The sequence below is a fragment of the Aphanothece stagnina RSMan2012 genome (assembly GCF_046764815.1).
Taxonomy (GTDB): domain Bacteria; phylum Cyanobacteriota; class Cyanobacteriia; order PCC-6307; family Cyanobiaceae; genus NIES-981.
Window position 1 is genome coordinate 17,954 of sequence record NZ_JBKOUC010000010.1, and the last position, 24,972, is coordinate 42,925.

Genomic DNA, 24,972 nt, shown 5'->3' on the forward strand with positions numbered 1-24,972 from the left:
GGGCGCCCACACGCGGATCCGAACCCTAACCAGGGGCCCGACCAAGAGGTGATGATGGATCGATGGTGACGACCCAGGCCCTCAACCTGCCCACCGACCGCAGCGGCCAGCCCTTGGTGCTGGAGGCCGCGCGCCGTGAGCTGGAGGGCCTCGGCCCCCAGGAGCAGCTGGGCTGGGCCCTCGACACCTTCGGTGACGGCTTCGCGATCACCACCAGCTTCGGCATCCAGTCCGCCGTGCTCCTGCACATGGTGAGTGAACTGGGCCGGCGGACCGGCAGCGCCGTGCCCGTGATCTGGGTGGATACCGGATACCTGCCCCCGGAGACCTACCAGTACGCCGAGCAGCTCTCCGCCCTGTTGGGCGTCGAGCCCCATGTCGCCCAGGCCAGGCTCAGCCCCGCACGGATGGAGGCCCTGCATGGCCGGCTCTGGGAGACCGGCAAGGTGGAACATCTGGAGCTCTACCACCGCATCCGCAAGGTGGAGCCGCTCGACCGGGCCCTGCGCGACCTGCGCGTGACCTGCTGGGCCAGTGGGGTGCGTGGCTCCCAGACCGACCATCGCCGCGCCATGCCCGTGCTGGAAGCGGTACGGGACCGCTGGGCCCTGCGCCCCCTGCTCAGCTGGACCAACCGCGACGTCTATTACTACATGGACGAGCACCAGCTGCCCCAGCATCCCCTCTTCGCCCAGGGGTACTCCACCGTCGGCGACTGGCATTCCAGTGGTCCCGACGACGGGACGCTCAATGGACGCGCCACCCGTTTCGGCGGGCTCAAGCAGGAGTGCGGCATCCATCTGCCGGGCCTGATGGGTGAAGGCATCTGAGGGGCCCGAGCCGGCGGGTCGCTGGCTGCTGATCGGCAACAGCCGCTGGCACTGGGCCGAGGGGGGAGCCGAGCGGCTGCGCTGCTGGAGTGAACCACCACCGGCTGCAACCCCACCCAAGGCCCCGCCTCCAGCCCCGCCTCCCTCCGGAGCCGGCATGGCCGATCCGATCACGGGCTGGATCACGGCCTGGGCCGCCGTGGGCCCCGGGGTCGCCGCCAGCGGCCTCGATCCCAGGACCCGCCTGACCCTGGAGCACGTTCCCCTGGGCAATCTGCCCCCCTGGCTGGGCATCGATCGGGCTCTGGTGGGCTGGCAGGCCTGGTCCGACAGCCAGGGGCCCGTGCTGGTGGCGGATGCCGGCACCGCCCTGAGCCTGACCCGGGTGGACGGGGCCGGACGTTTCGCCGGGGGGCGGCTGCTGGCGGGGGCGGCCCTGCAGTGGCGAGCCCTGGCGGAGGGCACCGTCGGTCTCCCCGCCATCCCGCTGAACGGCCCCCTGGACGGCGAGCCCTGGCCGGAGCGCACCGCCGAGGCGCTCCGGACCGGGGTGCTTCGCGGGCTGGCCGCGGCCGTGCAGGCGGCCTGGCAGGAGGCCCTTCAGGTGGATCGGCGGTGTGGGCTCTGGATCACCGGGGGGGACGGTCCGGCCCTGGGGGCCCTGCTGGGCCAACCCTGCGACGGCCAGCTGGCCCTGCGGGCCCTGGCTGGGCTCAGGCCAGAGCGAGGTCGCTGAGGATCGTGTCGGCCATCGACTCGGCCTTCACCGTGGTGTAGATCCGCTCGAGCCTGCCTGCCGCATCCACCACGAAGGTGTGGCGCATCATCCCCATGTACTCGCGACCCATGAACTTCTTGAGGCCGTAGCTCCCGTAGGCGCTGGCCACCGGGCAGGGCTCGGCGTCGGTGAGCAGGGTGAAGGGCAGGTCGTACTTGGCGATGAACTTGGCGTGGCTGGCGCCGCCGTCCTTGCTGATGCCGAGCACCCGGATGCCGTGGCGGGTGAAGGCGTCCCACTGGTCGCGGAAGTTGCAGGCCTCCTTGGTGCAGCCTGGCGTGTCGTCCTTGGGATAGAAGTAGATGACCACCCGCTGGCCCTGCAGGTCCGACAGGTTGACGGGATGCCCATCCTGGTCGGGAAGGCTGAAGTCAGGGGCGGGGTCGCCGATCTGCAGAGCCATGACGTCCTGTCGCAACACCTGGCGGAGCCTACGGGTTGCTGCGCCCCCCCGCCGCAACGGCAGTCACGCCTGAGACGCGGGAGATTCGCGAGTCCCACACAGTGGCCGTCTCAGGGATAGACGCGATCGGGAAGTTCAGGGCAGGATGCGGAAGAAAGTCTGGCGATTTGGTTTCGATTTGTTGACACGACTTGCCTGTTCAGGGTCATGGTGCACCCGATGGCTACTTTGAGATTGAAGTGAACTTCAATTCCCGTGATCAAGCGCCTGCTGGCCGGCCTGTTCGTTGGTGCGGCTCTCTCCTCGACCGCCCTGCCCGCCTCGGCTGCCGTCGATAACGACCTCCCCGTCCGTTGGAACAGTGGTGGTGCCGTGTGGTCCACCAACCAGGGTGCCTTCGACACCTTCCTCGAATCGGGCGCCGTGACCGATCGTGGCCTTCAGGGTGGCCTCAACGGCTCCGGCTGGACGGCCGACGAGGTGCGTGAAGGGATGAACAAGACCTACGACGTCGATCTGACGGGTGTTACCCGCTTCCTCTACTCCGACGAGGGCGTCAAGTTTCTCAAGAACCAGTCCTCCAGCTATTTCCCCTACTGGAGCATGAACACCTACGCCGTTCAGGCGCTGCGTTCGGCCATCATCATGGATGCCCGGGATGGCCAGATCTCCTCAGCCGGGATCATGGCGGCCCTCCCCACCGACATGCGCCTGGCGGATTTCTGCAACACCTACACCGGTGCCCAGAACGTCTGCGCCGAGGGGCGCTGCCAGGGCGACGCTCAGTGCACCTCGCTCCTCTCCTGGTACGTCTTCCTGCCCGCCTGCATCCAGGCCAATCAGATGAGCGATCCCGTGGCTGAGGTCCGCTCCGCCCCGGCCCCGGCCCCGATGGCCCAGCCCGAGGTCATCCGCGGACTCTGGTGAGCGGCACGGTTCCGCCAGCCTCCAGCCCCGGGGAATCCCGGGGCTTTTTTCATGCCCTGCCGGAGCCTCCAGGCCCCCCTGGCCCAGCCGTGACGGGCACGGCTCAGCTCCGGAGCAGGGTGTGCCTCACCGGCAGGGGAAACTGCTGCCCGCTCCGTGCCCGGAGCAGTTCGGCCACGGCGGCCACGGCCCCATCGCCTGGCGAGGCAGCTCCAGCCTCGCCCAGCTCCTGCCGGTAGCGGCTGGCCGGATTCAGCCAGCGCTCCAGCAGGGCCCCATCCAGGGTCATCTGCAGGAGCTCCGTCCACTCGTCCGGCCCCGACGCGGAGCCCTCCCCCACCGGGGGCAGCAACCGCTGCACCGCCCGCAACGGTGCTTCGCGGCGCTGCAGCGCCGCACGCTCGGCCTCCGCCACGGCGTTCAGCGCCTCGGGGGGTGGCAGCGGGCCGCCCCAGGCCTGCTGCAGGGCCCCGGCCGGCCCCAGCTGCGGATGGCTGAACAGCAGCCGCCACTGACCGTGCGGGCTCAACAGCGGCACCAGCGCCGCGATCCACGCCGCCACGGCCCGTTCCGGCAGACCCCGCCAGGGATGGCGCGCCGCGATCCACTCGAACCGTCCGCTGCCCTCCTCGCCAAGGGCGGCCAGCAGGCTGGAGGGCTCGTGCGGGGGGACCACCAGAATCTCGGGCCGCCGCAGGGTGTCGAGAACCTCCAGCTGGGCGGCCAGCCGGTCCCGCTCCGCCGGACTGGCGACCGTGACCACCACCCCACCCTCCGGCGTGGCCTCCAGGGGGTCCAGGGCCCAGAGCAGAGACTGGGCCTCCAGCACCAGGACGCGGTCGTGGCGCTGCCAGCGGGCGCCAGCCCACAGGCGCTGACGCAGCTGATCGAGCCGGGCTCCCTCGGCGACGGCCTGGCGCTGCAGCCAGCGCTCCAGCTGGGGATCGTCCGGGCTGCCGCTGAGAATCTCCCCCTGCTCGGCGGCGGTCTCGGCGGCGGCCGCCAGCTGGGCGGCCCGGCGTTGCTGCAGTCGGGTGCGCAGCTGCCCTTCCCAGCCCAGCGCTCCGGGCTGCCAGAACACTTCCCCCTGCAGGCTGGCCGGCAGGTACTGCTGGGCCACCCAGTGCTCGGCGTAGGCATGGGGGTAGCGGTAGCCGACACCGTCGCCGAAGGCCTTGCCATCACGGCTGGCATCGCGCAGGTGCGAGGGCACCTGCTGCCGGCTGGCCTGGTGCACGGTCCTGAGGGCGTCGAAGAACCCCAGCACGCTGTTGCTCTTCTCGGCTCCCGCCAGGTAGAGCGTGGCCTGGGCCAGCGGGTAGAGGCCCTCCGGCAGCCCGACCCGCTCGAAGGCGGCCGCACAGGCCTCCACCACCACGATGGCCTGGGGGTCGGCCAGGCCGATGTCTTCGCCGGCGGCGATCAGCATCCGTCGGAAGATGAAGCGGGGGTTCTCGCCGGCCTCCACCATCCGGGCCAGCCAGAACAGGGCGGCATCGGGGTCGCTGCCCCGCAGCGATTTGATGAAGGCACTGATCGTGTCGAAGTGGGCGTCCCCCTGCTTGTCGTAGAGCACGGCCCGCTGCTGGATCGACTCCTCGGCGATGGCCAGATCGATGTGGATCACCCCGGCGCTATCGGGGTCGCTGGTCTCCACGGCCAGTTCCAGGGCATTCAGCAGGCTGCGGGCGTCACCCCCTGCCACATCCACCAGGTGGTCGGCCGCCTCGGCCGCCATCTGGACCTGCCGCTCCCCGTAACCCCAGGCGCGATCCGTCAGGGCCCGCTCCAGCAGCTGGTGGAGGTGGTGCGTTTCCAGAGGCTGCAGCCGGAACAGCCTGGAGCGGCTCACCAGGGCCTTGTTGACTTCGAAGTAAGGGTTTTCGGTGGTGGCGCCGATCAGGGTGACCGTGCCGTTCTCCACCCAGGGAAGCAGGGCATCCTGCTGGGCGGCATTGAACCGGTGCACCTCGTCGATGAACAGCAGGGTGCGCAGACCGTGGTGATCGAGGCGCTGCCTGGCCTCCTCCACGGCGATGCGCAGGTCCTTCACCCCCGCCAGCACGGCGTTCAGGCTCGTGAAGTGCGCTCGGGTGCTGCCGGCGATGATGCGCGCCAGGGTGGTCTTGCCCGTGCCGGGGGGGCCGTGCAGGATCAGGTTGCCCACCCGGTCCGCCGCGATGGCCCGGCGCAGGAGCCGACCTGGACCCAGGATCGCCTCCTGCCCCACGAAATCCTCGAGGCTGCGTGGCCGCAGCCGATCGGCCAGGGGGGCCTGGGCCTGGCGCCGCTGCTCTCCGTGATGGCTGAACAGATCGGCCAAGGGTTGGCTCCGCCGTCGCCCGTTGTGGACGATCCTGATGCCTTCCTCAGCCCGTGGCGTTCGGAGAAGCCAGCCCCCAGACTGCGCGGAGCGAAACGGGAACTCCGTGCTGAATCAGCACAAGGCCATGGCAGGGGCGGTCCTCACCCTGGTGGGTGGGGGGGTGCTCCTGTCCGCCTGCGCCAAGATGCCGCCGCCCCTGCCTCGGGTGGTGTCGGTGAGCACCGCTCCGGTGGAGACCGCGTCCTTCCAGGACATCGTCGACACGATCGGCACCCTCGAGGCGCTGGAGGAGGTGTCCCTGGCCACCCGCACTGCGGGCCGGATCGACCGCCTGCTGGTGCGGGAGGGCCAGCTGGTGACCAAGGGCCAGTTGCTGCTCCAGCTCGATCAGACCCAGCAGCGGGCGGATCTGGCGAGCACCCGGGAGGGGCGCGACAACGTGTGCATCGACTTCCGCCGCTTCGATTTCCTCGCGGCCAAGGGCGCGGCCAGCGTGCTGCAGCGCGACAGTTTCCGGGCCCGGTGCCTGCAGGCCAACCAGGATGTGAAGGCCCGGGAGGCCGATCTGGCCTTCAGCAACCTCCGGGCTCCCATCGCCGGTGTGGTCGGTGACCTCACGGTGAAGCAGGGGGATGTGGTCCAGGCCGGTTCCCCCTTCACCAAGGTGATCCGCAACGATCGCCTGCTGATGCGCATCGACATTCCGGCGGTTCATTCCGAGCGGGTTCGTCTGGGCCAGCCCGTCACCGTGCGCAAGCCGGATGCCAGCGGCACCCTGGCCAGGGGAACCATCGATTTCGTCGACCCCAACGTCACGCCCGACAGTCAGGGACTGCTGGTGAAGGCGGAATTGCCCAACCCCAACGGCCTGCTGCGCACCGGACTGCGGCTTCAGAGCGTGGTCGAGCTCGATCGCCGGACCCTGCCGGCCGTGCCGTTCGCCGCCGTGACCCAGACCTCGGGACAGAGCTTCGTGTACCGACTGGGCACCCTGGAGGAGCTGCGCCGTCAGCCGGGCAAGGCGCCCCTGGAGCAGCTGAGTCTGCTGCCGGCGGGCACCCGCTTCGCCCTGCAGACCCCGGTGAAGCTCGGTCCGCTCCAGAACAACCGCTACGCCGTTCTGGAGGGGATCTCTCCCGGCAGCCAGGTGATCACCACCAACCTGCTGAACCTTCGGCACGGCACGGCGGTGAAGGTCAACTGAGTCTGTTCCAAGCACCTGCCGGCCCCGTCCAACTCCGCCTGTGTCTCCTTCCAACAAGTTCATCGTCAGGCCTGTGCTCACCACGGTGTGCAGCCTGATCATTGTGATTGCAGGGTTGATCTCGATTCCCCTGCTCCCGGTTGAGAACCTGCCGGATATCGCCCCACCCACGGTCAACGTGAGTGCGCTCTATGGCGGCGCCGATGCCATCACGGTGGAGCAGGGCGTCACGAACGTTCTGGAGCAGCAGATCAACGGTGTGGAGAATATGGATTACATCACGTCCAGCAGCTCGGCTGATGGGCGTAGTGAAATCACTGTGTCGTTTGCGAGCGGCACCGATGGCGATATCAATCAGGTCAATGTCCAGAACAGGGTTTCCCTCGCCAACCCCTCCCTGCCGGACGAGGTGAGACAGGCCGGGGTGGTGGTGAACAAGGCTTCGAACAATATTCTCCTGGTTTACAACTTTGTCAGTGAGGATCCCGAGAAGGTCACCTATTCGGCTGAAACGATCAGCGGCCTGCTCGATCAGAACCTCACCGATGCCATCAAGCGGGTGCCCGGGGTGGGCGATCTCACCTATTTCGGCGAACGCAAGTTGGCCTTTCGCCTCTGGCTCGATCCCGACAAGCTCGCCGCGTTCTCGCTCAGCTCCAATGATGTGGTGTCGGCCCTGACCAGCCAGAATCGCCTGGTCCCGGCGGGTCAGGTGGGTGGGGAACCGGCTCCTGAGGGGCAGCAGTTCACCTTCACCGTGCAGCTGCAGGGGCGACTGGTCAGTGAAGAGGAGTTCAACGATCTGATCATCCGCAACACTCCCGAGGGCAGCATCGTGCGCCTGCGGGATGTGGGCAAGGCCTCGCTGGGGGGGGAGAACTATGCCCTCAGTGCCACGGACATCCGGGGGGTGCCCTCGGTCGGCATGGCCGTGTATCAGCTCAGTGGCACCAATGCTCTGGAGACCTCAAAAGGCATCAAGAAGGTGCTCGACGACTTTCAGGCCGTCATGCCCGTGGGTCTGAAGATGGAGAAGATCTACGACAGCACCGACTTCATCAATGCCTCCATCAAGGGGGTGCTCGGTTCCCTGCGGGACGCCGTGATGCTGGTGGTGCTGATCCTGTTTCTGTTTCTCCAGGACTGGAAGGCCACCCTGGTGCCTGGCATCGCCATTCCGGTGGCCCTCGTCGGCACCTTTGCCCTGGTCAATGCGTTCGGCTTCTCCCTCAACCAGCTCACCCTGTTCGGGCTGATTCTGGCCACGGGCCTGGTGGTGGATGACGCGATCACGGTGATTGAAGACACCTCCAGCAAGAAGGCCGAGGGCCTCACGGCGGTGGAGGCCGCCAGCGGCACCATGGATGAGCTGTTCAGCGCCGTGATCGCCACCTCGGTGGTGTTGTTTGCCGTGTTTCTGCCGGTGCTCTTCTTCCCTGGGGCCACCGGCACGATCTACAAGCAGTTCGCCGCCACCATCATCTTTTCCGTGGCCATTTCCACCTTCAACGCGCTGACCTTCTCGCCGATGCTGTCAGCCCTGCTGCTGGCCAATCAGAGCGAACCCCCCTCGCGCCGCACCTATGCCATCGCCGGAGGCGCGATCGGTTTCGTCTATGGCGTGCTGTCGGCAGGCAGTGGAGTGGTCGGCACCCTCATGGCCGTGGCGATCGGGCTGTTGGTGGGGTATGGGGCGAAGTTGGTCACGGGGCTTCCCCTGCGTCTGCCCTTTGTGATCGGTGGTGCCGTCAGCGGCCTGCTGCTGGCGGGCGTGGAACGCCCGATCCCCGTGCTCCTGTTCACCGCCCTCGGGATTGCCGCCGGGTGGTTCACGCCGCTGATCTTTCGCCGCTTCAATACCTTCTACGGCCGGTTGGAGGGGGGCTATCACGGCCTGTTGGAGTGGGTGCTCCGCCACAGAGCCCTTGTGATGGCGGTGCTGGCCGGGGGCATCCTGCTGACCGGCGTGGCCTTCAGTGCCATCCCCGGGGGGTTTGTGCCCATCGAGGATCAGGGGTATGCCCTCGGCATCGTTCAGGCGCCGGATGGCGGATCGATTCAGGTGACCCAACGGATCAACGACAAGGTGGGCGCCATCCTCAGGGACGAGAAGGACATCACCGCGGCATCCTTGTTCAGCGGAGCCAGCTTCGATGGCAACGCACCGAACAAGGGGCTCTTCTTCTTCGGTACCCGTCACTGGGATGACCGTGCATCACGGGACCAGGAGGTGGGCGCGATCGTGCAGCGCCTCAACCGACGTTTCGCCTCGGAGATCCAGGAGGCCCGGGTGGTGGTGATCGAGCCTCCGGCCATCCCTGGCTATGGGCAGTCGGGCGGCTTCGAGTTCCAGCTGCTCGATCGCAGTGGCGGCCGCTATGACCTGCCGGAATTCTTCGAGTCTTCCGGGCAGATCATCCGCGCGGCCAACACCGATCCGCTGTTCGGCCGCACCCCGCCGGTGCGCACGCAGTTCTCCCCGTCGGCCCCCCAGCTGGCGATCGACGTGGACCGGGATCGGCTGGCCTCTCTGGGCGTGGATTTCGGTGCCGCGATGCGTTCCTTCAGCATCAACTTCGGTGGTCTCTACGTGAACGACACGTTCCAGGAAGGCAAGGTGAGGCGCGTTTTTGTGCAAGCTGACGAGTCCAGCCGAGCCACACCTGAGCGCCTCAAGGCTCTTTACGTCAGCAACAGCAAGGGCGATCAGATCCCGCTCTCGGAGTTCTTCAGCGTGCGGTCGATCGAAGGCCCCAATGTGGTGCCCCACTTCAATCTCTACCGCTCGATCAAGATCGAGGGAGAACCAGCTGCGGGCAACAGTTCCGGCCAGGCCATCAACGCCATGCGCCGGATTTTCGAGGCCCAGTCGATCCAGGGCCTGGGCTTCGACTGGACCGGCATCTCCCGCGAGGAGGTCAAGGCCGGCTCCCTGGCCGTGGTGATCTTCGCTCTCGGCATCCTGGTGGTCTACATGGTGCTGGCCGCCCAGTACGAGAGCTACGCCGACCCGCTGATCATCCTGATGACGGTGCCCACCGCCATGCTGGGCGCCCTGGTGTTCCTCGGGATCCGGGGTGAGGTGCTCAACATCTATGCCCAGGTTGGTCTGGTGATGCTGATCGGTCTGGCCGCCAAGAACGGCATCCTCATCGTCGATCTGGCCAACCAGCGCATGGCGGCCGGGGCCACTGCCATCGAGGCCGCCCGGGAGGCGGCCCGCTCGCGCCTGCGGCCGATCATCATGACGGCCATCTCCTCCCTGTTCGGCTTCCTGCCGCTGGTCCTGGCCAGCGGCGCCGGCGCCCGCAGCCAGGCTTCCCTGGGCACCGTGGTGTTCGGGGGCCTGCTGGTGGCCACCGTGCTTTCGCTGCTGGTGGTGCCGGTGTTCTATGTGGTGGTCAAGTCCCTGATGGGTGGCAAGGCTGAAGTGGCGACCCCCGGCCCTGAATCGGCAGGGGGGTGAGTGCTGATCACTTTCCTGCCTCGGCTCCTGCCCACCATCTGCACGTCTTCGCCATGACAGCCCCCGGTCCCCAGCAGGAGTCGCAACCACCCTCCCCCAGGCCGATGAACGGGCGCAAGGTGGTGCTCGCGCTGCTCGTCGGCCTGGCGATCGGCTGGTGCATCGGCATCTTCCTCGAGTCGATCGTCGCCAACACCCCCAATGACATCGATCCGGTCGAGCTGCGCTGGTTGCGCCGCCTGGTGGCCGCAGCAGGTGGGCTCTGCGGCTTGGCGATCGAGGCGATGCGGCAGTTGCAGGCCTCGAATCCCGATCCGGCCTATCACCGCCGCAGCCGCCTGAAGCGCTGAGTCCGGCCGGGGAGGACAGGCCCGGTGGTGGTCGTTAGGTTGGCTCCGAAGGATGCCCGTGCTGGCCCCCAGGATGGTCCCTCCCGCTCCCGCCCTCGCCCCTGAGAGATCCGGCTGGTTCACCGGGCTGTTCCGCCAGGTCCTCCCGGCGCTGCTGGCCGCGGCCGGCTGCGGCGGGAGCGGCCTCGCCGTCACCGGCTGCACCGCGGCCCGCCAGCCCCAGGCCCATCGTCCTGCCCTCGACGTTCAGGTGGCGAGCCTCGAGGAGGCAACCTTCACGCCGTCGATCGAGGTGATCAGCCGGGTCTCCTCCACGGCTGATGTGGCCCTGCGCCCGGAGGCGGATGGACGGGTCGTGAAGATTCTGGCCCGCGAGGGCCAGGCGGTGACGGCCGGTCAGCCGATCCTCGTCCTCGACAACGTGCAGGAGGCCGCGGCCCTCGATGCCAGCCAGGCAGAGGCCCGCAAGGATCACGTCAATGCCCAGCGCTACATCTTTCTGAACCAGCAGGGCGCTGTTTCCACCAAGGATCGCGACTTCTACGTCACCCAGGCCATCGAGAGCCGTGACAGGGCCCGGGCCAAGGCTGCGGACCTCGGTTACAAGGTCGTGCGGGCCCCGATCCAGGGGTTCATCGGAGACCTCGACACCGTCAAGCTCGGCGACTACGTGCGCCAGGGCCAGGCCATCACCGGCATTGTCGACAACACGGCTCTCTGGACCCTGATGGATGTGCCGGCGACGCAGGCCGGCCAGGTGAGGCTGGGCCAGCCGGTGGCCCTGCGCTCCCTGGGCGATCCGCCCGTCAGCGGCACGGGCAAGGTGGTGTTCATCTCCCCCTATTACGGCCTCAGCGGCGACAGTTCGGCCCCGAACACGGTGTTGGTGAAGGCTGAGTTTCCGAACCTGACGGGCCAGCTCAAGACCGGTCAGTTCGTCAGCAACCGGATTCTCACGGGGTCCAGCCGCCAGCTCTCCGTGCCGGTGGAGGCCGTGATGCTGCAGGCCCAGCAACCGTTCGTCTATCGGGTTGTGCCGCTGCGCTCGGTCCTGGCGAATGCCCGCGCCGCCGAGCAGATCTCCGCTGCCCAGAAGGCCAGACTCGCCGAACTCCCGCCGGCCACCCCCATCGTGGTTCAGTCCCCCGTGAGGTTGGGCCGGCTGGAGGGCAACCGCTATCCGTTGCTCTCGGGACTCCAGCCGGGCGACCAGGTGGTGATCAGCAACACGGCCCTGCTGCGCAACGGCATGCCGGTGAAGGTCGCCCCACCGGGGACCTGAGGCCCCATGTCGCTCTCCGATCCATTCATCAGGCGGCCGGTTCTCACCGCGGTCTGCAGCATCCTGATCGTGCTGGCCGGGCTGATCGCCATCCCGACCCTGCCGATCGAGAACCTGCCCAACATTGCACCGCCCCAGATCCAGGTGACGGCCACCTACGGCGGGGCCAACTCCCTGGTCACCGAGCAGGCGGTGACGAACGTCCTGGAGCAGCAGATCAATGGTGTGCCTGGCTCGGCCTACATCGCCTCGCTGACGAGCAACACCGGCACGAGCACGGTCAACGTGTTCTTTGAGCAGGACACGGACATCAACATCGATCAGGTGAATGTGCAGAACCGGGTCTCCCTGGCGATGCCCCAGCTGCCCAGCCAGGTGTCGAGCACCGGTGTCTCGGTGAAGCAGACGACGCCCTCCATCCTGCTGGCGTATCAGCTCTCTTCAGCGCAGGGAGACTTTGATGCGGCCTACCTCAATGGGCTCATCTTCCAGAAGCTCTATTACCAGCTGGAGCGGATCCCTGGGGTGGCCCAGGTCAGCCTGTTCGGGGGCAGCAATCCCGCCTTCTGGCTGTTCGTGGATCCGCTGCGCCTGACGGCGAACCAGCTCAGTGCCGATCAGGTGGTGTCGGCGATCCAGAGCCAGAACACCGTGGCCGTCGGTGGGCTGGTGGGAGGTCCGCCGGCGGCGGGCGATCAGCGCTACACCTATCCGATTCTTGTGGAGAACAATGGCAATCTGGTCTCCGTTGAACAGCTGAACCGACTGATCATCGGCCGCTCTCCCCAGGGCAATCTGCTGCGCCTGGAGGATGTCGGTGAGGCGAGGTACGGCTTCAACTCCTTCACCACCCAGGGGGTCGACATCGCGGGCCACCCGGCCATCACCATCGGCGTCTACCAGACACCGGAGAGCAATGCCCTGCAGGTGTCCAAGGCGGTGGTGGCGCTGATGGATGACTTCGTCAGCCAGCTGCCTCCCGGGGTCAGCCTCAACCAGATCTACAACATCGGCCAGTTCATCGAATCGGCAGTCGACGGTGTGATTGATGCCCTCGGCCTGGCCATCGTGCTGGTGCTGGTGATCCTGTTTCTGTTTCTGCAGGACTGGCGCACCACGGTGGTGCCCACCCTGGCCATCCCGATCTCCCTGGTCGGCACCTTTGCCTTCGTGAAGGTCTTCGGCTTCTCGATCAACCAGCTCACCCTGCTGGGACTGGTGCTGGCCACCGGCCTGGTGGTCGATGACGCGATCGTGGTGATCGAAGCCGTCGCCAAGAATCTCGAACGGGGGATGCCTCCTCGCCAGGCCGCTCTGGCGTGCATGGGTGAGCTGACCGGGGCCCTGATCGCCACGGCGCTGGTGCTGATGGCGGTGTTCGTCCCGGTGGCGTTCTATCCCGGCGGCATCGGCATCATCTACCGCCAGTTCGCTCTCACGATCGCCTTCTCGATCGCGATCTCCGCCTTCAACGCCCTCACCTTCTCGCCCATGCTGGCGGCCCTCGTGCTCCGCACCGAGCCGCCGCCGCCGCCGAAGGGTTGGCGCTGGAGTGTCGCCGGCGTTGTGGTGGGCCTGGCCTTTGGCCGCTTCAGCGCCGCATCCTTCGGCGTCGGGGCCTACCTCGGCGGGGTGCTGGCGTTCGGCCTTGCCGGCAGTCAGCTCGGTGCCATCTTCGAGCGCTTCAATCGCGGTTTCGGCTGGTTGCAGCAGACCTACGCCCGCCTGATCCGGCGGCTGATCGCCTGGCGCCGCTGGATCCTGGCCGGCCTGACCGGCGGCATCGTGCTGACGGCCATCGCCTTTGCCGCCCTGCCGACGGCCTTCATTCCCCAGGAAGATCAGGGCTACGGTCTGGGCATCTATCAGCTCCAGAACGGAGCCTCCCTGACCCAGACCGCAGCGCTCGGGCAGCAGATCGCGGCGGTGCTCCGCCAGGACAAGGACATCACCACCGCCGGCATCATCAGCGGTTCGGGGTTCAACGGCAGCAGTCCGGATCAGGGGGTGTTCTTCTTCGGGCTTCGCCCCCTGGCCGAACGCTCCGGCGTGGAGCACCGCACCCCCGCCATCGTGCAACGGCTGAACCGGGAACTCTCCACCCTGAGCGGCGGCATGGCTGTGGCGGCCCAGCCCCCCGCCATCCCCGGATTCTCCGCCCAGGGGGGCTTCTATTTCCAGTTCAATGACCTCAGCGGTGGGGCGCTCAGCTTCAACCAGCTGAATGATCTGGCCGGGAAGCTGGTCGCCTCCGGCCAGGCGAGTGGCGAGTTCTCCACCCTCTACACCCAGTTCATCCCCAGTGCTCCGGCGTTCGGCCTCAAGATCGACCGTTCGGTCATGGGTGCCCTCAACATCGACTTCAGAGAGGCGATGCAGACCATCGCGGTGCTGGCGGGGGGCAACTATTCCGGCCTCACCTATGAGAGCGGCCAGGTGCGCAACATCTATGTGCAGGCCGAGCCCAAGGGACGGGACACCCTGGATGACGTGCTGGCCTACTACGTGCGCAACCGCGATGGTGAGCTCGTTCAGGTCGCATCCTTTGCCCGTGCGGAGCTCAGCAGTGCACCGCCGGTGATCAGCCACTACAACCTGTACCGCACGATCCTGGTGCAGGGAGCCGAGGCCGCCGGCAGGAGTTCCGGGCAGGCCCTGAGTGCGATCCAGCGGATCTTCCGCAGCCTCGACTTCAACACCATCGGCGATGCCTTCACAGGCATCGCGGCGCTTCAGCTGTCTGCGGGCAGTGCCAGCGTGCTGGTGTTCGGCCTGGGGGTGCTGGTCGTGTATCTGGTGCTGGCGGCCCAGTACGAGAGCACAGTCACGCCGCTGGTGATCCTGCTGACCGTGCCGCTGGCCATGCTGGGGGCCCTGGTGTTTCTCGCCCTCCGGTCGATCGATCTCAACATCTATGCCCAGGTGGGCCTGGTCACCCTGATCGGTCTGGCGGCCAAGAACGGCATCCTGATCGTGGAGGTGGCGGAACAGCACCTCCGGGATGGCATGGCTGTGGTGGAGGCGGCCACCGCCGCGGCCGAATCCCGGTTGCGGCCCATCCTGATGACGGCGATGGCGGCCCTGGCCGGCTTCCTGCCCCTGGTGCTGGCCAGCACCGCCGGGGCCAACAGCCAGCAGTCCCTCGGGACGGTGATCTTCGGTGGCTTGCTCGTGGCCACCGTGCTCTCGCTCGGGGTGGTGCCACCCATCTACGTGCTCGTCAAAGGCCTGGAGGCCCGCTGGCTCCCCGAGCGTGCGGAAGTGGGCTGATCAGGTGATCGCTGTGGGATCCGGTGATCACCCTGGGATCAGGTGATCACCGTGGGCCGCTCCATGCCGGTGCGGCTGCGGATCTCGGCCAGCCCATCGATCGCGGTGATCAGATCGGCCAGCGCGGCCTGGGGATCCTGGTTGAGGTTGCCGGTGGGGGTGACATAGCGCTCGAGATAGACCCGCAGGGTCGCCCCCTGGGTGCCGGTGCCGGAGAGACGCAGCACCACGCGGCTGCCGTCATCGAGGAGCAGGCGCAGCCCCTGGCCGCTGCTGACCGAAGCGTCGATCGGGTCGGTGTAGGCGAAGTCGTCGGCCAGCCGGATCGTGCGGCCGGCGAAGCCCTGGCCGACCAGGGCCGGCAGCATGCCCCGGACCCGCCCGTAGAGCTCCCGGGCGGCGTCGCTGGCGATGGCTTCGTAGTCGTGGCGCGAGTAGTAGTGCCGGCCGAAGCGTCCCCAGTGCTCCGCCATGATCCGGGCCACCGAACAGCGGCGCCGGGCCAGGATCTGCAGCCAGAACAGCACGGCCCAGAGACCATCCTTTTCGCGGATGTGGTTGCTGCCGGTGCCGAAGCTCTCCTCGCCACAGAGGGTGATCCGCCCGGCATCGAGCAGGTTGCCGAAGAATTTCCAGCCGGTGGGCGTCTCGTAGCAGGCGATGCCCAGCTCCTTGGCCACCACATCGGCGGCCGCGCTGGTGGGCATGGAGCGGGCCACGCCGACCAGCCCATCGGCATAGCCCGGCGCCAGGGTGGCGTTGGCCGTGAGCACGGCCAGGCTGTCGCTGGGATTCACGAAGCAGCCCGTGCCCAGCACCATGTTGCGGTCCCCGTCTCCGTCACAGGCCGCCCCGAAGCGGTAGGCATCGCCGCTGAGCAGCAGGTCCGCCAGCTCGTGGGCATAGGTCAGGTTGGGGTCAGGGTGACCACCGCCGAAGTCCTCGAGCGGGATCCCGTTGCGGACGGTGCCCGCCGGGGCGCCGAGCAGCTGTTCGAAGATCCGCTGGGCGTAGGGACCGGTGACCGCATGCATGGCGTCGAAGGCCATGGGGAAGTCGTCCTGGAGCAGCCCGGCGATGGCGTCGAAATCGAACAGGCGCTGCATCAACGCCACATAGTCCTCGACGCCATCGATCACCTCCACCACCAGGGAGCCCAGGCTCCAGCTGCCGGGGGCCTCCAGCCGGCGGGCCGCCCCGTCCGAATCACCGGCATCACCTTCCGGTTCGGCAATGCGGTAGCCCTCCAGCCCCTGGGTCACCGCGTAGATCGCGTCGGTGATCGACTCGGGGGCGGGTCCGCCGTTGGCGCCGTTCACCTTGACGCCGAAGTCCCCCTCCGGACCGCCCGGATTGTGGCTGGCCGAGAGGATGATGCCACCGATGGCCTGCCGCTGGCGGATCAGGTGGGACGTGGCCGGGGTGGACAGAATCCCTCCCGTGGTGGTGATGATCCTGCCCACGCCATGGGCGGCGGCCATGCGGCAGATCACCTCGATGGCCTGGCGGTTGCCATAGCGCCCATCGCCCCCGACCACCAGGGTTCCCCCCACCACGCCCGGCAGCACCCGGAAGATCGCCTCGATGAAGCTCTCGAGGTAATCCGGGGTCTGGAACTGGCGGGAGCTCTTGCGCAGCCCCGAGGTGCCCGGTTTCTGGTCGCTGAACGGCTGGCTCAGAGAAACCTGCCGAACGTTCATGGCCATGGGGCTGCGCATCCCGGGGGCACCAAGCTAGCCCTCGTCCCAGGGGCACCCCCTCCGCAGAGGCCGCCCGGTGGGCAAGCCAGGGCAGGCTGGCTAGCTTCGATGCAGCATCCCAGCTTCGTCTTGATCACCCGCTCCCTCCCTCTGGCTCTGCTTCTGGTGGTCCTGGGCGCTCCCGGGGTGGAGGCCGCCATCATGGGCGGCCCCAAGGCCAGGCCCTACGGCGAGTCGGTGGAGCGCACCCGCAAGGCTGCCGAGGCGGTGCTCGGCAGGCGTGGCACCGAGACCTGCCTTCGCGGCAAGCTCACCAATGCCCTGCTGGGCCTCTCGGCCAGCTGCGCCGCCTCCGGTGAGCGCAACGGCCTGTGCAACCTGGCGGACACGGCGGTCGTCCAGATGGGCTGGTCCCTGGAGTTCATGGATGCGACCGCCCGGGACCTGCTGCAGCTGATGTCCGCTGCTCCGGCGGCCGCCGAGAGGGCGGCGGCGGAGCGCTGATCGTTGCCCCGCTCCGGTCCGATCCGCGGGCCCTTCCGCCTCCAGGCGTTCCTGTTTTCAGGACGGCCTCTTCACGACCCCGGCACCAGACCGAAACCGCCCGGCCTGCGCTTGTCTCCGGAGGGGGACGCGGAGCCGGGTTTCACGGGTGTGGTCTGACGGCGGCAGAAGCGGACCATGTCGTTGGCGGCATCGGTCAGCGCGTCCCGCCGGGCAAAGTCATTGCGGCTCGCCACCACGGCCTGTTGGCCGATCGTCCAGAGGGCGTCCTTGCAGCTGCCGCTCAGCAGGGGATTGTCGAGCATGGGGTCGGCGGTGGTCCGGGACTTGTCGCAGTCCTCGCGGCGGTTGTCCCGTCCGCAGGCAATGGTGTCGAGTTGCAGCCTTCGCAGCAGCTCCTCGCTGGGGTACTGCGGCTCCTTGGCGATCACCACCGCCGGTGCGGACACGGCGAGGCCGCCGAGGCTGGCCAACATCAGGAGAGGCAGGGCGACGTGGCGTTGCATGGGAACCATGGAGGGGCCGGACGTCTCTCCATCATTGCGGTAGCGGCTCCACCGCTGCGCTCCTGGCGAGAGAGAACCCACGGCACGCCCGTCAGCCCCCCAGGGGCCCGGTGCCCTGGCGAAGCTGGTGCTGGCTGTGACGCCAGTGGGCAGCCAGGGCGGGGGCCAGCCATGGTGCGGCGGCGATCAGCCCCCGGCGCAGCCAGGCGTGCCGGCGCAGCAGCAGGCCGCGGCTGGTTTCCCGGGCCTGGAGGCGCTGCACGGTGACCACTTCGGGACGCCGCCGGGCTTCGATGCGGGCCAGGACGGCATCGATGGCCTCAGGATCCATGGCCTCAGCATCCGGGGCCTCAGCATCCGGGGCCTGCTGGAGCACCTCCAGCAGCAGTTGACCCGCCAGCCAGGCATCCCGCAGGGCGAGGTTGATGCCCTGGGCCCGCACGGGACTCATCGGGTGGGCTGCATCACCGAGCAGCAACAGGCCGGGACACCACCAGCGCTCGGCCAGCCCCACGCTCACCTGCAGGCGCACCGGATCCGGCATGTCCCCCGAGTGCTGTCGCAGCCACAGGGCCAGCTCCGGGGGGGACTGGCCGGCCAGGCGTTCCAGCCAGCCAGTCCCCGCGCCGGCGTCACCAAGGCCGCCCCCCTCCGGCACCCAGCCCAGCTGCATCGCCCCGCTGGCGCTGGCGAAGGCACTGAAGATTCCCTGCTCACCCACCGCGGTCAGGAAGTCGCCGCCCAATGGGTCGGGCCCCTGGGCCGGCAGCCGGAACCACAGCACGCCGATCTCTCCGCCGCCTGGGGCGAGGGCGAGGCCGGCCTGCTGCCGCAGCGTGGAGTGGCGGCCGTCGCAGCCCACCACGAGTTCAGCCCGGAGCTCGCTGCCGTCGGCCAGCTGGACCCCCACGATCCGTTGAGCCTGCCGGCAGAGACCGTTGACGCGATGCCCCAGCAGCACGGTGGCCGAGGGATGGCGCTGCAGTTCCAGCAGCAGGGCCTGCAGCAGGGCTGGCTGGCTCACCAGGGTGCAGGCGGGTTCGCCCGGACCTTCCAGTGGCTCGGCGATCCGGAACAGGTCCCCGCCATCGAGCACGAACCGCCATCCGGCCAGGGCGCGATGGGGCAGGCTCTCCACCAAGGTGGTCAGCCCCATGGCCTCCAGGGCGGCCAGGCCGTGGGGCATCAGCGCCTCACCGCGGAACTGGCGATCCATCCGCGTGCTGGCTTCGATCAGGGTGACGCGGACACCCCGGCGGGCGAGGAGCAGGGCCAGGCCGGCCCCGGCCGGACCGGCTCCCACGATCAGCACGGTGGCCGCGGCAGCGGCGCGGGGGGGCGTGGACGCTGCGATCAGAGGAACGCGTTGTAGTTGCGGTTGATCAGGCTCTCGCTCTCGCTCTGTCCCATCAGCTGGCTCTTCTTGGTGAGCAGGTAATCGACCAGCTCCTGCTGCACCTCCAGCAGTTCGCGGGTGCATCCGCGGAAGGCGGCCCTGTGACGGATCTCGTCGTGCCGGGTGTTCAGGTCGCGCAGCATCAACTGGATGGCATCCAGGGTGGCCGATTCAGTCGGGGAGGCGGATCGCGAGTCCATCGGCACCACGCCTTGGCAGCGTTGATCCTAGGTGGCGGCATCGATGGGGCCCTTGGCGGGGGCGGGTCGGAGCCGCCCACTGCCACAGCGGAGCCGCTGGCGCTCCTGCTTGCGTGCCAGCCGGGCCGTGATGCCGAGCTCCGCCCCCTTCCACAGCCGGTCGATCTCGCCGGTGAAGTGGGCGGCCACCAGGGGGGAGTCGATCACCAGCAGGGTCTCGTCGTTCTGGTGCGCCGCGCTCGGACTCCAGTTGAACGATCCGGTGATGACGCGCCTGTGGTCCAGCACGGCCATCTTGTGATGGAGCTTGTCCCCCCCCGCCAGCCGCGGTGTGCCGACCCCCTCGAGCGGCTGCTTTAGGGGAGCATTGCCGGCCTCCAGGCCGCAGCGGTGGTCGGGCAGCGCCACACCCAGCAGATCCAGCACCTCGCTGAAGGACCGGGTGGCGAAACCAGGGTCGGCGAGCAGCCGGACTGTCCCGCCCCGCTGCTGCAGTGCGCCCAGGGCCTCGGCCAGCCGCTGGTCCGAGAACACGAAGAGCGCCAGATCCGCCTGCGCGTGGGTCTGCTCCAGCAGGCTGCGGAGCAGGGCCAGCCCATGGTTGGGGTCGCTGCGGCGATGGGGAGCGAACAGCACCCCGACGGAGGTCCCGCCGATCCGCACCGTCTTCAGTCCGGGGTTGTGCTTGGCCAGCCCGAAGCGGCTGTCGCTGGCCCCGCCGGGCCCATCCCCCCAGAGCCGCGCGAACTCCTCGATGAACAAGGCCGCCAGCTCCGGGCTGGTGAGCCGCAGCAGGTGGTTGACGTTGCCCCGGCTGCGCGGATCGTCGGGATCGCCGTGGATGCCGGACGCGGTGAAATTGGCCGATCCCGTCACCACCACCCGGCGGTCGATGACGACGAACTTGTGGTGCATCAGGCCGCTGCCGGCGCTGCCGTCCGCGGTGTCATCGAGCATCGGGACGCCACCGGCCCGCAGGATCGCCACCGCATCGCCCCAACCCAGCGCCTGCAGCTGGGCCTGCCGGTGGCGTTGGTGGGGGGCCAGATCGGCCGGATGGGCCTCGGACCACGGGGCGCTGTAGGTGTTTTCAAGCACCACCTGAACCCGGAGCCCCTGCCGATGGCGTGCCACTAGCGCCTCCGCGACCCTGGGAAGGGAGAGCTCCTGAACGGCCACCAGGATTTCCTCCCGGGCCGCGTTGATGCTCTCGAGCAGGAAGGCCTCGAGGTCATCGCCCTGACGCCACTGCCCGTCGATCGGGCTGCGGTAGCGCGGGCCGAGCCGGTGGTTGAAGGCCAGCTCGATCCCCGCCGGCAGCGGCAGCGGCCGCGGTCCCTGCCCGAGCAGCTGAGCCGTGGCGCTGCACCCCTGCACAAGGCCGGCAAGAAGAACGGCACCCAGCAGGCTCGGCCCACCCAGCAGGCGCGGCCGAATCCGGTGGCCAGGGCCGGCGGACAGAGGCTGGACTCCCACGGGCGGCTGACACGCACTGTCTGGAGTGTTGCCGCAGCCCGGCCGACTCAGTCGTGGCTGGGCATCTCAGCCGTGCGCAACATCAGCACGAACCAGAGGGTGCCCACCACGACAGCCGTCAGCACCGCGGCAGGCAGGCCGACCCAGCGGAGCACGAGGGGCACCACCAGCGGGAAGGCGAGGGCACCGGCCAGGGGGGTGATGGCAACGAGGCGTCGCATCGTGACAGGTGGCGAAGCGGCAGGGGGTGACGGGGCTGGGGAGGTGTTCAGAACCACTCGGCGATCGCCTTGTCCGCGGGATTGCTGTTGTCTTCCGGGGTGTTGCGGCTGAACTCCAGGGTGATGTTCCGCTTCTGGATCCCGTCGGCCGCCACGGCCTCGATGGGATAGAGCTGGCGTCCGTCCCGGAAGGGAACCTGAACGCGGAAGGTTCCGTCGGACGAAAGGGGCACATCCTCCCCACCGATGCTCAGCTTGGCCGCGGGGTCGGTGGCGCCGTAGACGATCAGCTCCGCGTCGGCCACCAGCCAGAAGGAGCGCTGTCGCGGGGCCACCCCACCGATGCCGGAGTCGCTCCGGCCGCTGGCCCAGATGCCGATGCCGGATGCACTGCGCTCGGAGTCTTCCAGCAGGCTGCTGTCGAGTTCGTGGAAGGCCTCAGAACCCCGGCTGATCCGGCGCCACTGGGATGTGGCGGTCTGGTAGAGGCGCTCGTGCAGGCCCGTATCGCCCGGAGGCTCCATGGTGGTCGGCACGGGGGCCGTGGCCGGAGCGGTCTCCAGGGAGAAGGGAACGAACTGATCGAGGATCTGCTCGCTGGGGTGGAGGGCCGGGACCCGGGCCACCGAAGAGAACGCCAGGGAGATCCAGCCGCCGCCATTGGCCTTGCGGTAGCCGAGTTCGACCCGGTAGTCGCGATCGCTGAGCGGCACGGGCAGGTACCACTCGGTGGCATGGCTGTCGACCACCACCTCCTGGAGGGTGTGGGGGTGCGCCGAGCCGCCGGAGAGGCCGGTCACATCGGCGACCCTGAGGCACAGCTGGCTGGCACCTGCCGCTAGGGCCTCGGCTCGATCGTCCTCGGCGATGTCCCAGAACACATAGGCCCACTGGGGATCACGGGGCAGAAACACCACGCTGGTCTCGGCCATCGGGCGGGGAGCCGGCGCCATCTCGGCTTCAATCGCTTCCAGCGAAAGCTCATCGGGCTGCTTGCGAGAGGTGATCTCACTCACCAGCTCGTCCTTGGACTTGCGGCTGTAAAGGCTCACGCCAAGGTCGCTGGCAACCTGGCGCAGCTGCCTCAAGGTCATCTTGGCCAACGCGGTCAGGGCCTGGCTCACAGCGAAAGATTTCATTTGGGATCAGTGTGAAGCACTTTTCGCCAAACCGATCGGCCTTGCTCCCCGGGGTCAGCATCCTCTGACTGCCTGGGGCTCGGGGCGTCACCCCCCGGGGGCGGCGGTTGCGGAAACAAAAAAGGCGGCCTTGGGGCCGCCTGGGATTGCCATGGGTGGTTCGGGTGGGGGCTGTCTCAGCGCCCGATGCTCCGGTAGGGAACCTTGGCCATGTAATTGATGTCGGCGCTGGAGGAGGCGCTGGTGGCACGCATGGCGGGCAGGCTGCGCACCCAGGGCAGGTAGTCCTCGGGGAAGCCGCCGCGGCGCTGGCGGGAGCGCTCGGGGTAGACCTTGGCCGTACCGGTGTAGACGACCTGGGGGAAGCCCAGGATGCTGCGGTAGTAGGCGTCGTAGCGGGGGCTGGTGAGGTTGAAGGGGGTCTCGCCCAGGTCGCGGCTGCCCACCACACGGTTGCGGTGGTAGGGCACGCCGTCGTAACCGAAGGCCTCCAGGTACTCCTGGGAGTCGAGGATGTCATCCACCATGCCCTTGACTCCGCGGGTCATCAGCACGGCCGACCAGGCAATCTCCTCGGATTTGCCGTGGGTGGGACGGCCCAGCAGCTTCTCCACCAGGTGGCGCGCGACCCGGTAGTTGCTGTTGAGGTTGTAGAAGCTGCGGGTGAAGGTGTCCGACAGGCAGAGGGAGCGGATGAAATCCCGCACCGTGATCTGACCGTCGCGCAGCTGGCACTCCAGGGTGCGGTCGCGGTCGACCTTGAAGGCATGGAAGAAGATCTGCCGGTAGGCCGCTTCGATCACGAAATTCTGATCTTCGCGGTCCATGGCTTTGTCCATGGACACGGCCTTGGGATCCTCATCCGAGCCCACCCGCAGCGCGCGGACCCGCGCGTTCTGAGTGGTGGGCGCGTACTTCAGGAGGGGCAGGGCCACGCGAGTTCAGCAACCGTCGCCAGGGATCGTAGAAGTGCGCCCGGGGCTGGGCTGACCACCTCCGGGCAGGGCTCACAGTCCGTAACACGCTTCCGCCGCCTCACCCCTGGCGGTGGTGGCCCCACGCCCGGTCACCAACCCAGTGGGGAGAGGGGCGCGTCGGTGGCCTGGGCTCCCGCTGCGGTGGCGCCTGGGCCCGGTGTCTCCAGCACCCGGGTCTCCACACAGAACGAGGCGGTGTTGGACAGGCCCTCCACCGTGCTGGTGCGCAGCCTTACGTTCGGCCCTGCGAAGCTGAAGCGCTCCAGGCTGTCCATCGTCTCGTAGCTGGTGGTGAGCAGCAGCCCGTCGCGCTCGTCCATGGCGAAGCGGCCCGCCACCGGCGCGGTCTCCGCGTAGCCCCGGTCGCGCAGCAGCAGCCCCTCCCGTCCGCTGGCGTCGGTGGGGATCAGGCCGAAGACGCTCTCCCCTTCATGGGCCTCACCGGCCTGGTCCCACGCCATCGAGGCGTTCCAGGTGACCCGGCATCCCCCCACCAGGGCCGCCGGGGACTGGCCGTGGAGTTCGGCGATGGCGATCAGGCGCGGATGGTCCGCGGCCAGCTCCGCCACCTCGATCCAGGAACCGCCGGCCTCGGCCCGTCGATGCAGCAGATGGTGGCTGCTGCGCTGGGAGCGCCAGCGGCCGCAGCTCAGCCGGAAGAAGCTGATGGCATCGGCGATGGCCTCGGACACGGTCGGGCTGCAGCTGTGGCGATGATCGCAAGGCACGGGGCGGGCGTGGTGGCGATCGGCGTGGCAGCGGCCCTGGCGGCGGCGCTCTGCTGGACCCTGGCCAGTGGCCTCTGGCGCCGGCTGCCCACCTCCCTGGGAGCACTCCAGCTGAACCTGCTGAAGAATCTGCTGGCCCTGGGGATGCTGGTCGGTCCGGCCGGTCTCGCGACGGGGCGACCGGCTCCTGCGGCGATGGTCCTGCTGGTCGCCAGCGGCGTGGTGGGGATCGCCGCCGGGGACAGCCTCTTCTTTGCCGCCCTGCGCAGGCTCGGCACCCGCCGGACCCTCACCCTGGAGGCGGGGGGACCGGCCGTGGCCAGCGCGGCGGGCAGCCTCTGGCTTGGGGAGGTCCCCGGCCCGGGGCAGTGGGGCGGTATCGCCCTGATCAGCCTGGCGCTGGTGCTGGTCGCGCGTCAGCGCACGCCGGACCCGGCCGACGCCGGTCCACAGCGCCTCGGCCTGCTGCTGGCCCTCGCCGCCCTCGCCTGCGGCAGCGGCGGTGCGCTGCTGGCCCGGGCGGCCCTGCAGGACGGGGCGATCTCGGCGCTTCAGGCCGCCACGATCCGACTGGCGGCGGCCTGCCTCACCCTCTCGCCGTTGCTGCCGGGGCTGCTGCCCGGGCTGCGCCGCTGGCGCTCCGGTCCCCGGCCCGCCCAGCGGCGCTGGCCCAGGGTTCTGATGGCGACTCTGCTGGGTACCAGCGCCGGCATCGTGCTGCAGCAGCTGGCGCTGAGCCGTCTTCCAGCCGGGCTGGCGGTTGGCCTGCTGGCCACCTCGCCGGTGATGGCCGCCCTGCTGGCTCCCCTGGAGGGGGACCGGGTCAGCTGGGTGGGCTGGATGGCCGCCTGTGCCGCCCTGACGGGGGTGACGCTTCTGGTCCGCTAGATCCCGGAGTCCCGCCGCAGCCGGGTATCGGCCTGATTCCGGGCCCAGCCACACAGCTGGCTGAGCTCGAGGGCGAGGGCCGACGTGGCCAGTCCTGCCGCGATCGCGGCCAGCTGGCTCCCCGCACCCTCCAGCTGCTCCAGGAAGACCCTCGTAAAGGCAGGATCCCCGGCGAGGTCCGGCTGGCTCGCGGCCCAGCCCGCCAGATCCGCCGGGGTGGGCGGAGCCCCCTGCTCCCGTCCGGCGATCGTCTGCAGGGTGCGCAGGGCATGGGCCAGCAGCCGGAGATGGTGACGCTCAAGCGCCGGCAGCAGGGTGGACTCAAGCTCGGCGAGTTCGCTGGGCGTGAGCGGGCCGTGGGCCGAATCAGCCGGGGATCTGCTGTCGCTCATCGCGCTGTC

22 protein-coding genes are annotated in these 24,972 nt (G+C 68.7%); 10 read left to right on the forward strand and 12 right to left on the reverse strand.

Translation table 11 applies throughout. The features are described 5' to 3' along the window. Positions 1-62 precede the first annotated feature (62 nt). Both ACLNEE_RS08145 and ACLNEE_RS08150 read left to right on the forward strand, forming a co-directional pair. On the forward strand, positions 63-830 hold the full coding sequence (locus ACLNEE_RS08145) for a phosphoadenylyl-sulfate reductase (RefSeq protein WP_411422440.1): 768 nt from the start codon (positions 63-65) through the stop codon (positions 828-830). Continuing rightward, entirely contained in the window at positions 817-1,566 is a 750-nt protein-coding gene (locus ACLNEE_RS08150) for a type III pantothenate kinase (RefSeq protein WP_411422441.1), read from the forward strand. Before ACLNEE_RS08145 ends, ACLNEE_RS08150 begins: the two co-directional genes overlap by 14 nt. Here ACLNEE_RS08150 and bcp read toward each other — a convergent pair. Continuing rightward, positions 1,544-2,011: a thioredoxin-dependent thiol peroxidase gene (gene bcp / locus ACLNEE_RS08155; RefSeq protein WP_411422442.1), complete on the reverse strand. Its 468-nt coding sequence runs from the start codon at positions 2,009-2,011 to the stop codon at positions 1,544-1,546. The genes ACLNEE_RS08150 and bcp overlap by 23 nt on opposite strands. Positions 2,012-2,266: 255 nt before the next feature. On the opposite strand from bcp, the gene ACLNEE_RS08160 reads away from it, so the two are divergent. Then, entirely contained in the window at positions 2,267-2,938 is a 672-nt protein-coding gene (locus ACLNEE_RS08160) for an alpha/beta hydrolase (RefSeq protein WP_411422443.1), read from the forward strand. Between the two features lie 103 nt (positions 2,939-3,041). Here ACLNEE_RS08160 and ACLNEE_RS08165 read toward each other — a convergent pair whose 3' ends face one another. Then, positions 3,042-5,261 (reverse strand): AAA family ATPase, encoded by a 2,220-nt coding sequence (locus ACLNEE_RS08165; protein WP_411422444.1) that lies wholly within the window; start codon positions 5,259-5,261, stop codon positions 3,042-3,044. 106 nt (positions 5,262-5,367) lie between these two features. On the opposite strand from ACLNEE_RS08165, the gene ACLNEE_RS08170 reads away from it, so the two are divergent. The 5 genes from ACLNEE_RS08170 (at position 5,368) to ACLNEE_RS08190 (ending at position 14,836) form a co-directional block, all read left to right on the forward strand. Beyond that, positions 5,368-6,468 carry an efflux RND transporter periplasmic adaptor subunit gene (locus ACLNEE_RS08170; protein WP_411422445.1) on the forward strand — a complete coding sequence of 367 codons (1,101 nt, stop codon included), beginning with the start codon at positions 5,368-5,370 and terminating at the stop codon, positions 6,466-6,468. A gap of 40 nt (positions 6,469-6,508) precedes the next feature. Next, complete coding sequence (locus ACLNEE_RS08175) at positions 6,509-9,934, forward strand: efflux RND transporter permease subunit (RefSeq protein ID WP_411422446.1); 3,426 nt, start codon at positions 6,509-6,511, stop codon at positions 9,932-9,934. 53 nt (positions 9,935-9,987) lie between these two features. Next, positions 9,988-10,284 carry a hypothetical protein gene (locus tag ACLNEE_RS08180; RefSeq protein WP_412006975.1) on the forward strand — a complete coding sequence of 99 codons (297 nt, stop codon included), beginning with the start codon at positions 9,988-9,990 and terminating at the stop codon, positions 10,282-10,284. A gap of 73 nt (positions 10,285-10,357) precedes the next feature. Then, positions 10,358-11,566, forward strand: coding sequence for an efflux RND transporter periplasmic adaptor subunit (locus ACLNEE_RS08185; RefSeq protein ID WP_412006976.1), 1,209 nt, complete (start codon positions 10,358-10,360; stop codon positions 11,564-11,566). 6 nt (positions 11,567-11,572) lie between these two features. Next, positions 11,573-14,836 carry an efflux RND transporter permease subunit gene (locus tag ACLNEE_RS08190; protein ID WP_411422449.1) on the forward strand — a complete coding sequence of 1,088 codons (3,264 nt, stop codon included), beginning with the start codon at positions 11,573-11,575 and terminating at the stop codon, positions 14,834-14,836. A 38-nt stretch (positions 14,837-14,874) separates the two neighbouring features. Here the strand turns inward: ACLNEE_RS08190 and ACLNEE_RS08195 are convergent, their stop codons facing one another. Next, positions 14,875-16,536 carry an alpha-D-glucose phosphate-specific phosphoglucomutase gene (locus ACLNEE_RS08195; protein ID WP_411422494.1) on the reverse strand — a complete coding sequence of 554 codons (1,662 nt, stop codon included), beginning with the start codon at positions 16,534-16,536 and terminating at the stop codon, positions 14,875-14,877. A 129-nt stretch (positions 16,537-16,665) separates the two neighbouring features. Between ACLNEE_RS08195 and ACLNEE_RS08200 the strand changes: the two genes are divergently transcribed. Continuing rightward, a complete protein-coding gene (locus tag ACLNEE_RS08200; RefSeq protein WP_412006977.1) occupies positions 16,666-17,040 on the forward strand; it encodes a hypothetical protein in 375 nt (124 codons plus the stop codon). 71 nt (positions 17,041-17,111) lie between these two features. On the opposite strand, the gene ACLNEE_RS08205 is transcribed toward ACLNEE_RS08200, so the two are convergent. From ACLNEE_RS08205 to ACLNEE_RS08240, 8 genes are all read right to left on the reverse strand, one after another. Beyond that, positions 17,112-17,555: a hypothetical protein gene (locus ACLNEE_RS08205; protein ID WP_412006978.1), complete on the reverse strand. Its 444-nt coding sequence runs from the start codon at positions 17,553-17,555 to the stop codon at positions 17,112-17,114. Positions 17,556-17,637: 82 nt separating this feature from the next. Next, positions 17,638-18,858, reverse strand: a complete 1,221-nt coding sequence (locus ACLNEE_RS08210; protein WP_411422452.1) for an FAD-dependent monooxygenase — start codon at positions 18,856-18,858, stop codon at positions 17,638-17,640. A 41-nt stretch (positions 18,859-18,899) separates the two neighbouring features. After that, complete coding sequence (locus tag ACLNEE_RS08215; RefSeq protein WP_412006979.1) at positions 18,900-19,142, reverse strand: hypothetical protein; 243 nt, start codon at positions 19,140-19,142, stop codon at positions 18,900-18,902. Positions 19,143-19,169: 27 nt separating this feature from the next. Beyond that, complete coding sequence (locus tag ACLNEE_RS08220) at positions 19,170-20,618, reverse strand: phospholipase D-like domain-containing protein (RefSeq protein ID WP_411422454.1); 1,449 nt, start codon at positions 20,616-20,618, stop codon at positions 19,170-19,172. 47 nt (positions 20,619-20,665) lie between these two features. Beyond that, positions 20,666-20,839: a hypothetical protein gene (locus ACLNEE_RS08225; protein WP_411422455.1), complete on the reverse strand. Its 174-nt coding sequence runs from the start codon at positions 20,837-20,839 to the stop codon at positions 20,666-20,668. Between the two features lie 47 nt (positions 20,840-20,886). Continuing rightward, entirely contained in the window at positions 20,887-21,978 is a 1,092-nt protein-coding gene (locus ACLNEE_RS08230; RefSeq protein ID WP_411422456.1) for a DUF4912 domain-containing protein, read from the reverse strand. 176 nt (positions 21,979-22,154) lie between these two features. Then, a complete protein-coding gene (locus tag ACLNEE_RS08235; protein WP_411422457.1) occupies positions 22,155-22,913 on the reverse strand; it encodes a phycobilisome rod-core linker polypeptide in 759 nt (252 codons plus the stop codon). A 131-nt stretch (positions 22,914-23,044) separates the two neighbouring features. Beyond that, complete coding sequence (locus tag ACLNEE_RS08240) at positions 23,045-23,647, reverse strand: phycobiliprotein lyase (protein ID WP_411422458.1); 603 nt, start codon at positions 23,645-23,647, stop codon at positions 23,045-23,047. Between the two features lie 21 nt (positions 23,648-23,668). Between ACLNEE_RS08240 and ACLNEE_RS08245 the strand changes: the two genes are divergently transcribed. Then, positions 23,669-24,571, forward strand: coding sequence for an EamA family transporter (locus tag ACLNEE_RS08245; protein WP_411422459.1), 903 nt, complete (start codon positions 23,669-23,671; stop codon positions 24,569-24,571). On the opposite strand, the gene ACLNEE_RS08250 is transcribed toward ACLNEE_RS08245, so the two are convergent. Beyond that, positions 24,568-24,963: a hypothetical protein gene (locus ACLNEE_RS08250; protein ID WP_411422460.1), complete on the reverse strand. Its 396-nt coding sequence runs from the start codon at positions 24,961-24,963 to the stop codon at positions 24,568-24,570. The two genes, ACLNEE_RS08245 and ACLNEE_RS08250, sit on opposite strands and share 4 nt — an antisense overlap. Between the last annotated feature and the right edge of the window lie 9 nt (positions 24,964-24,972).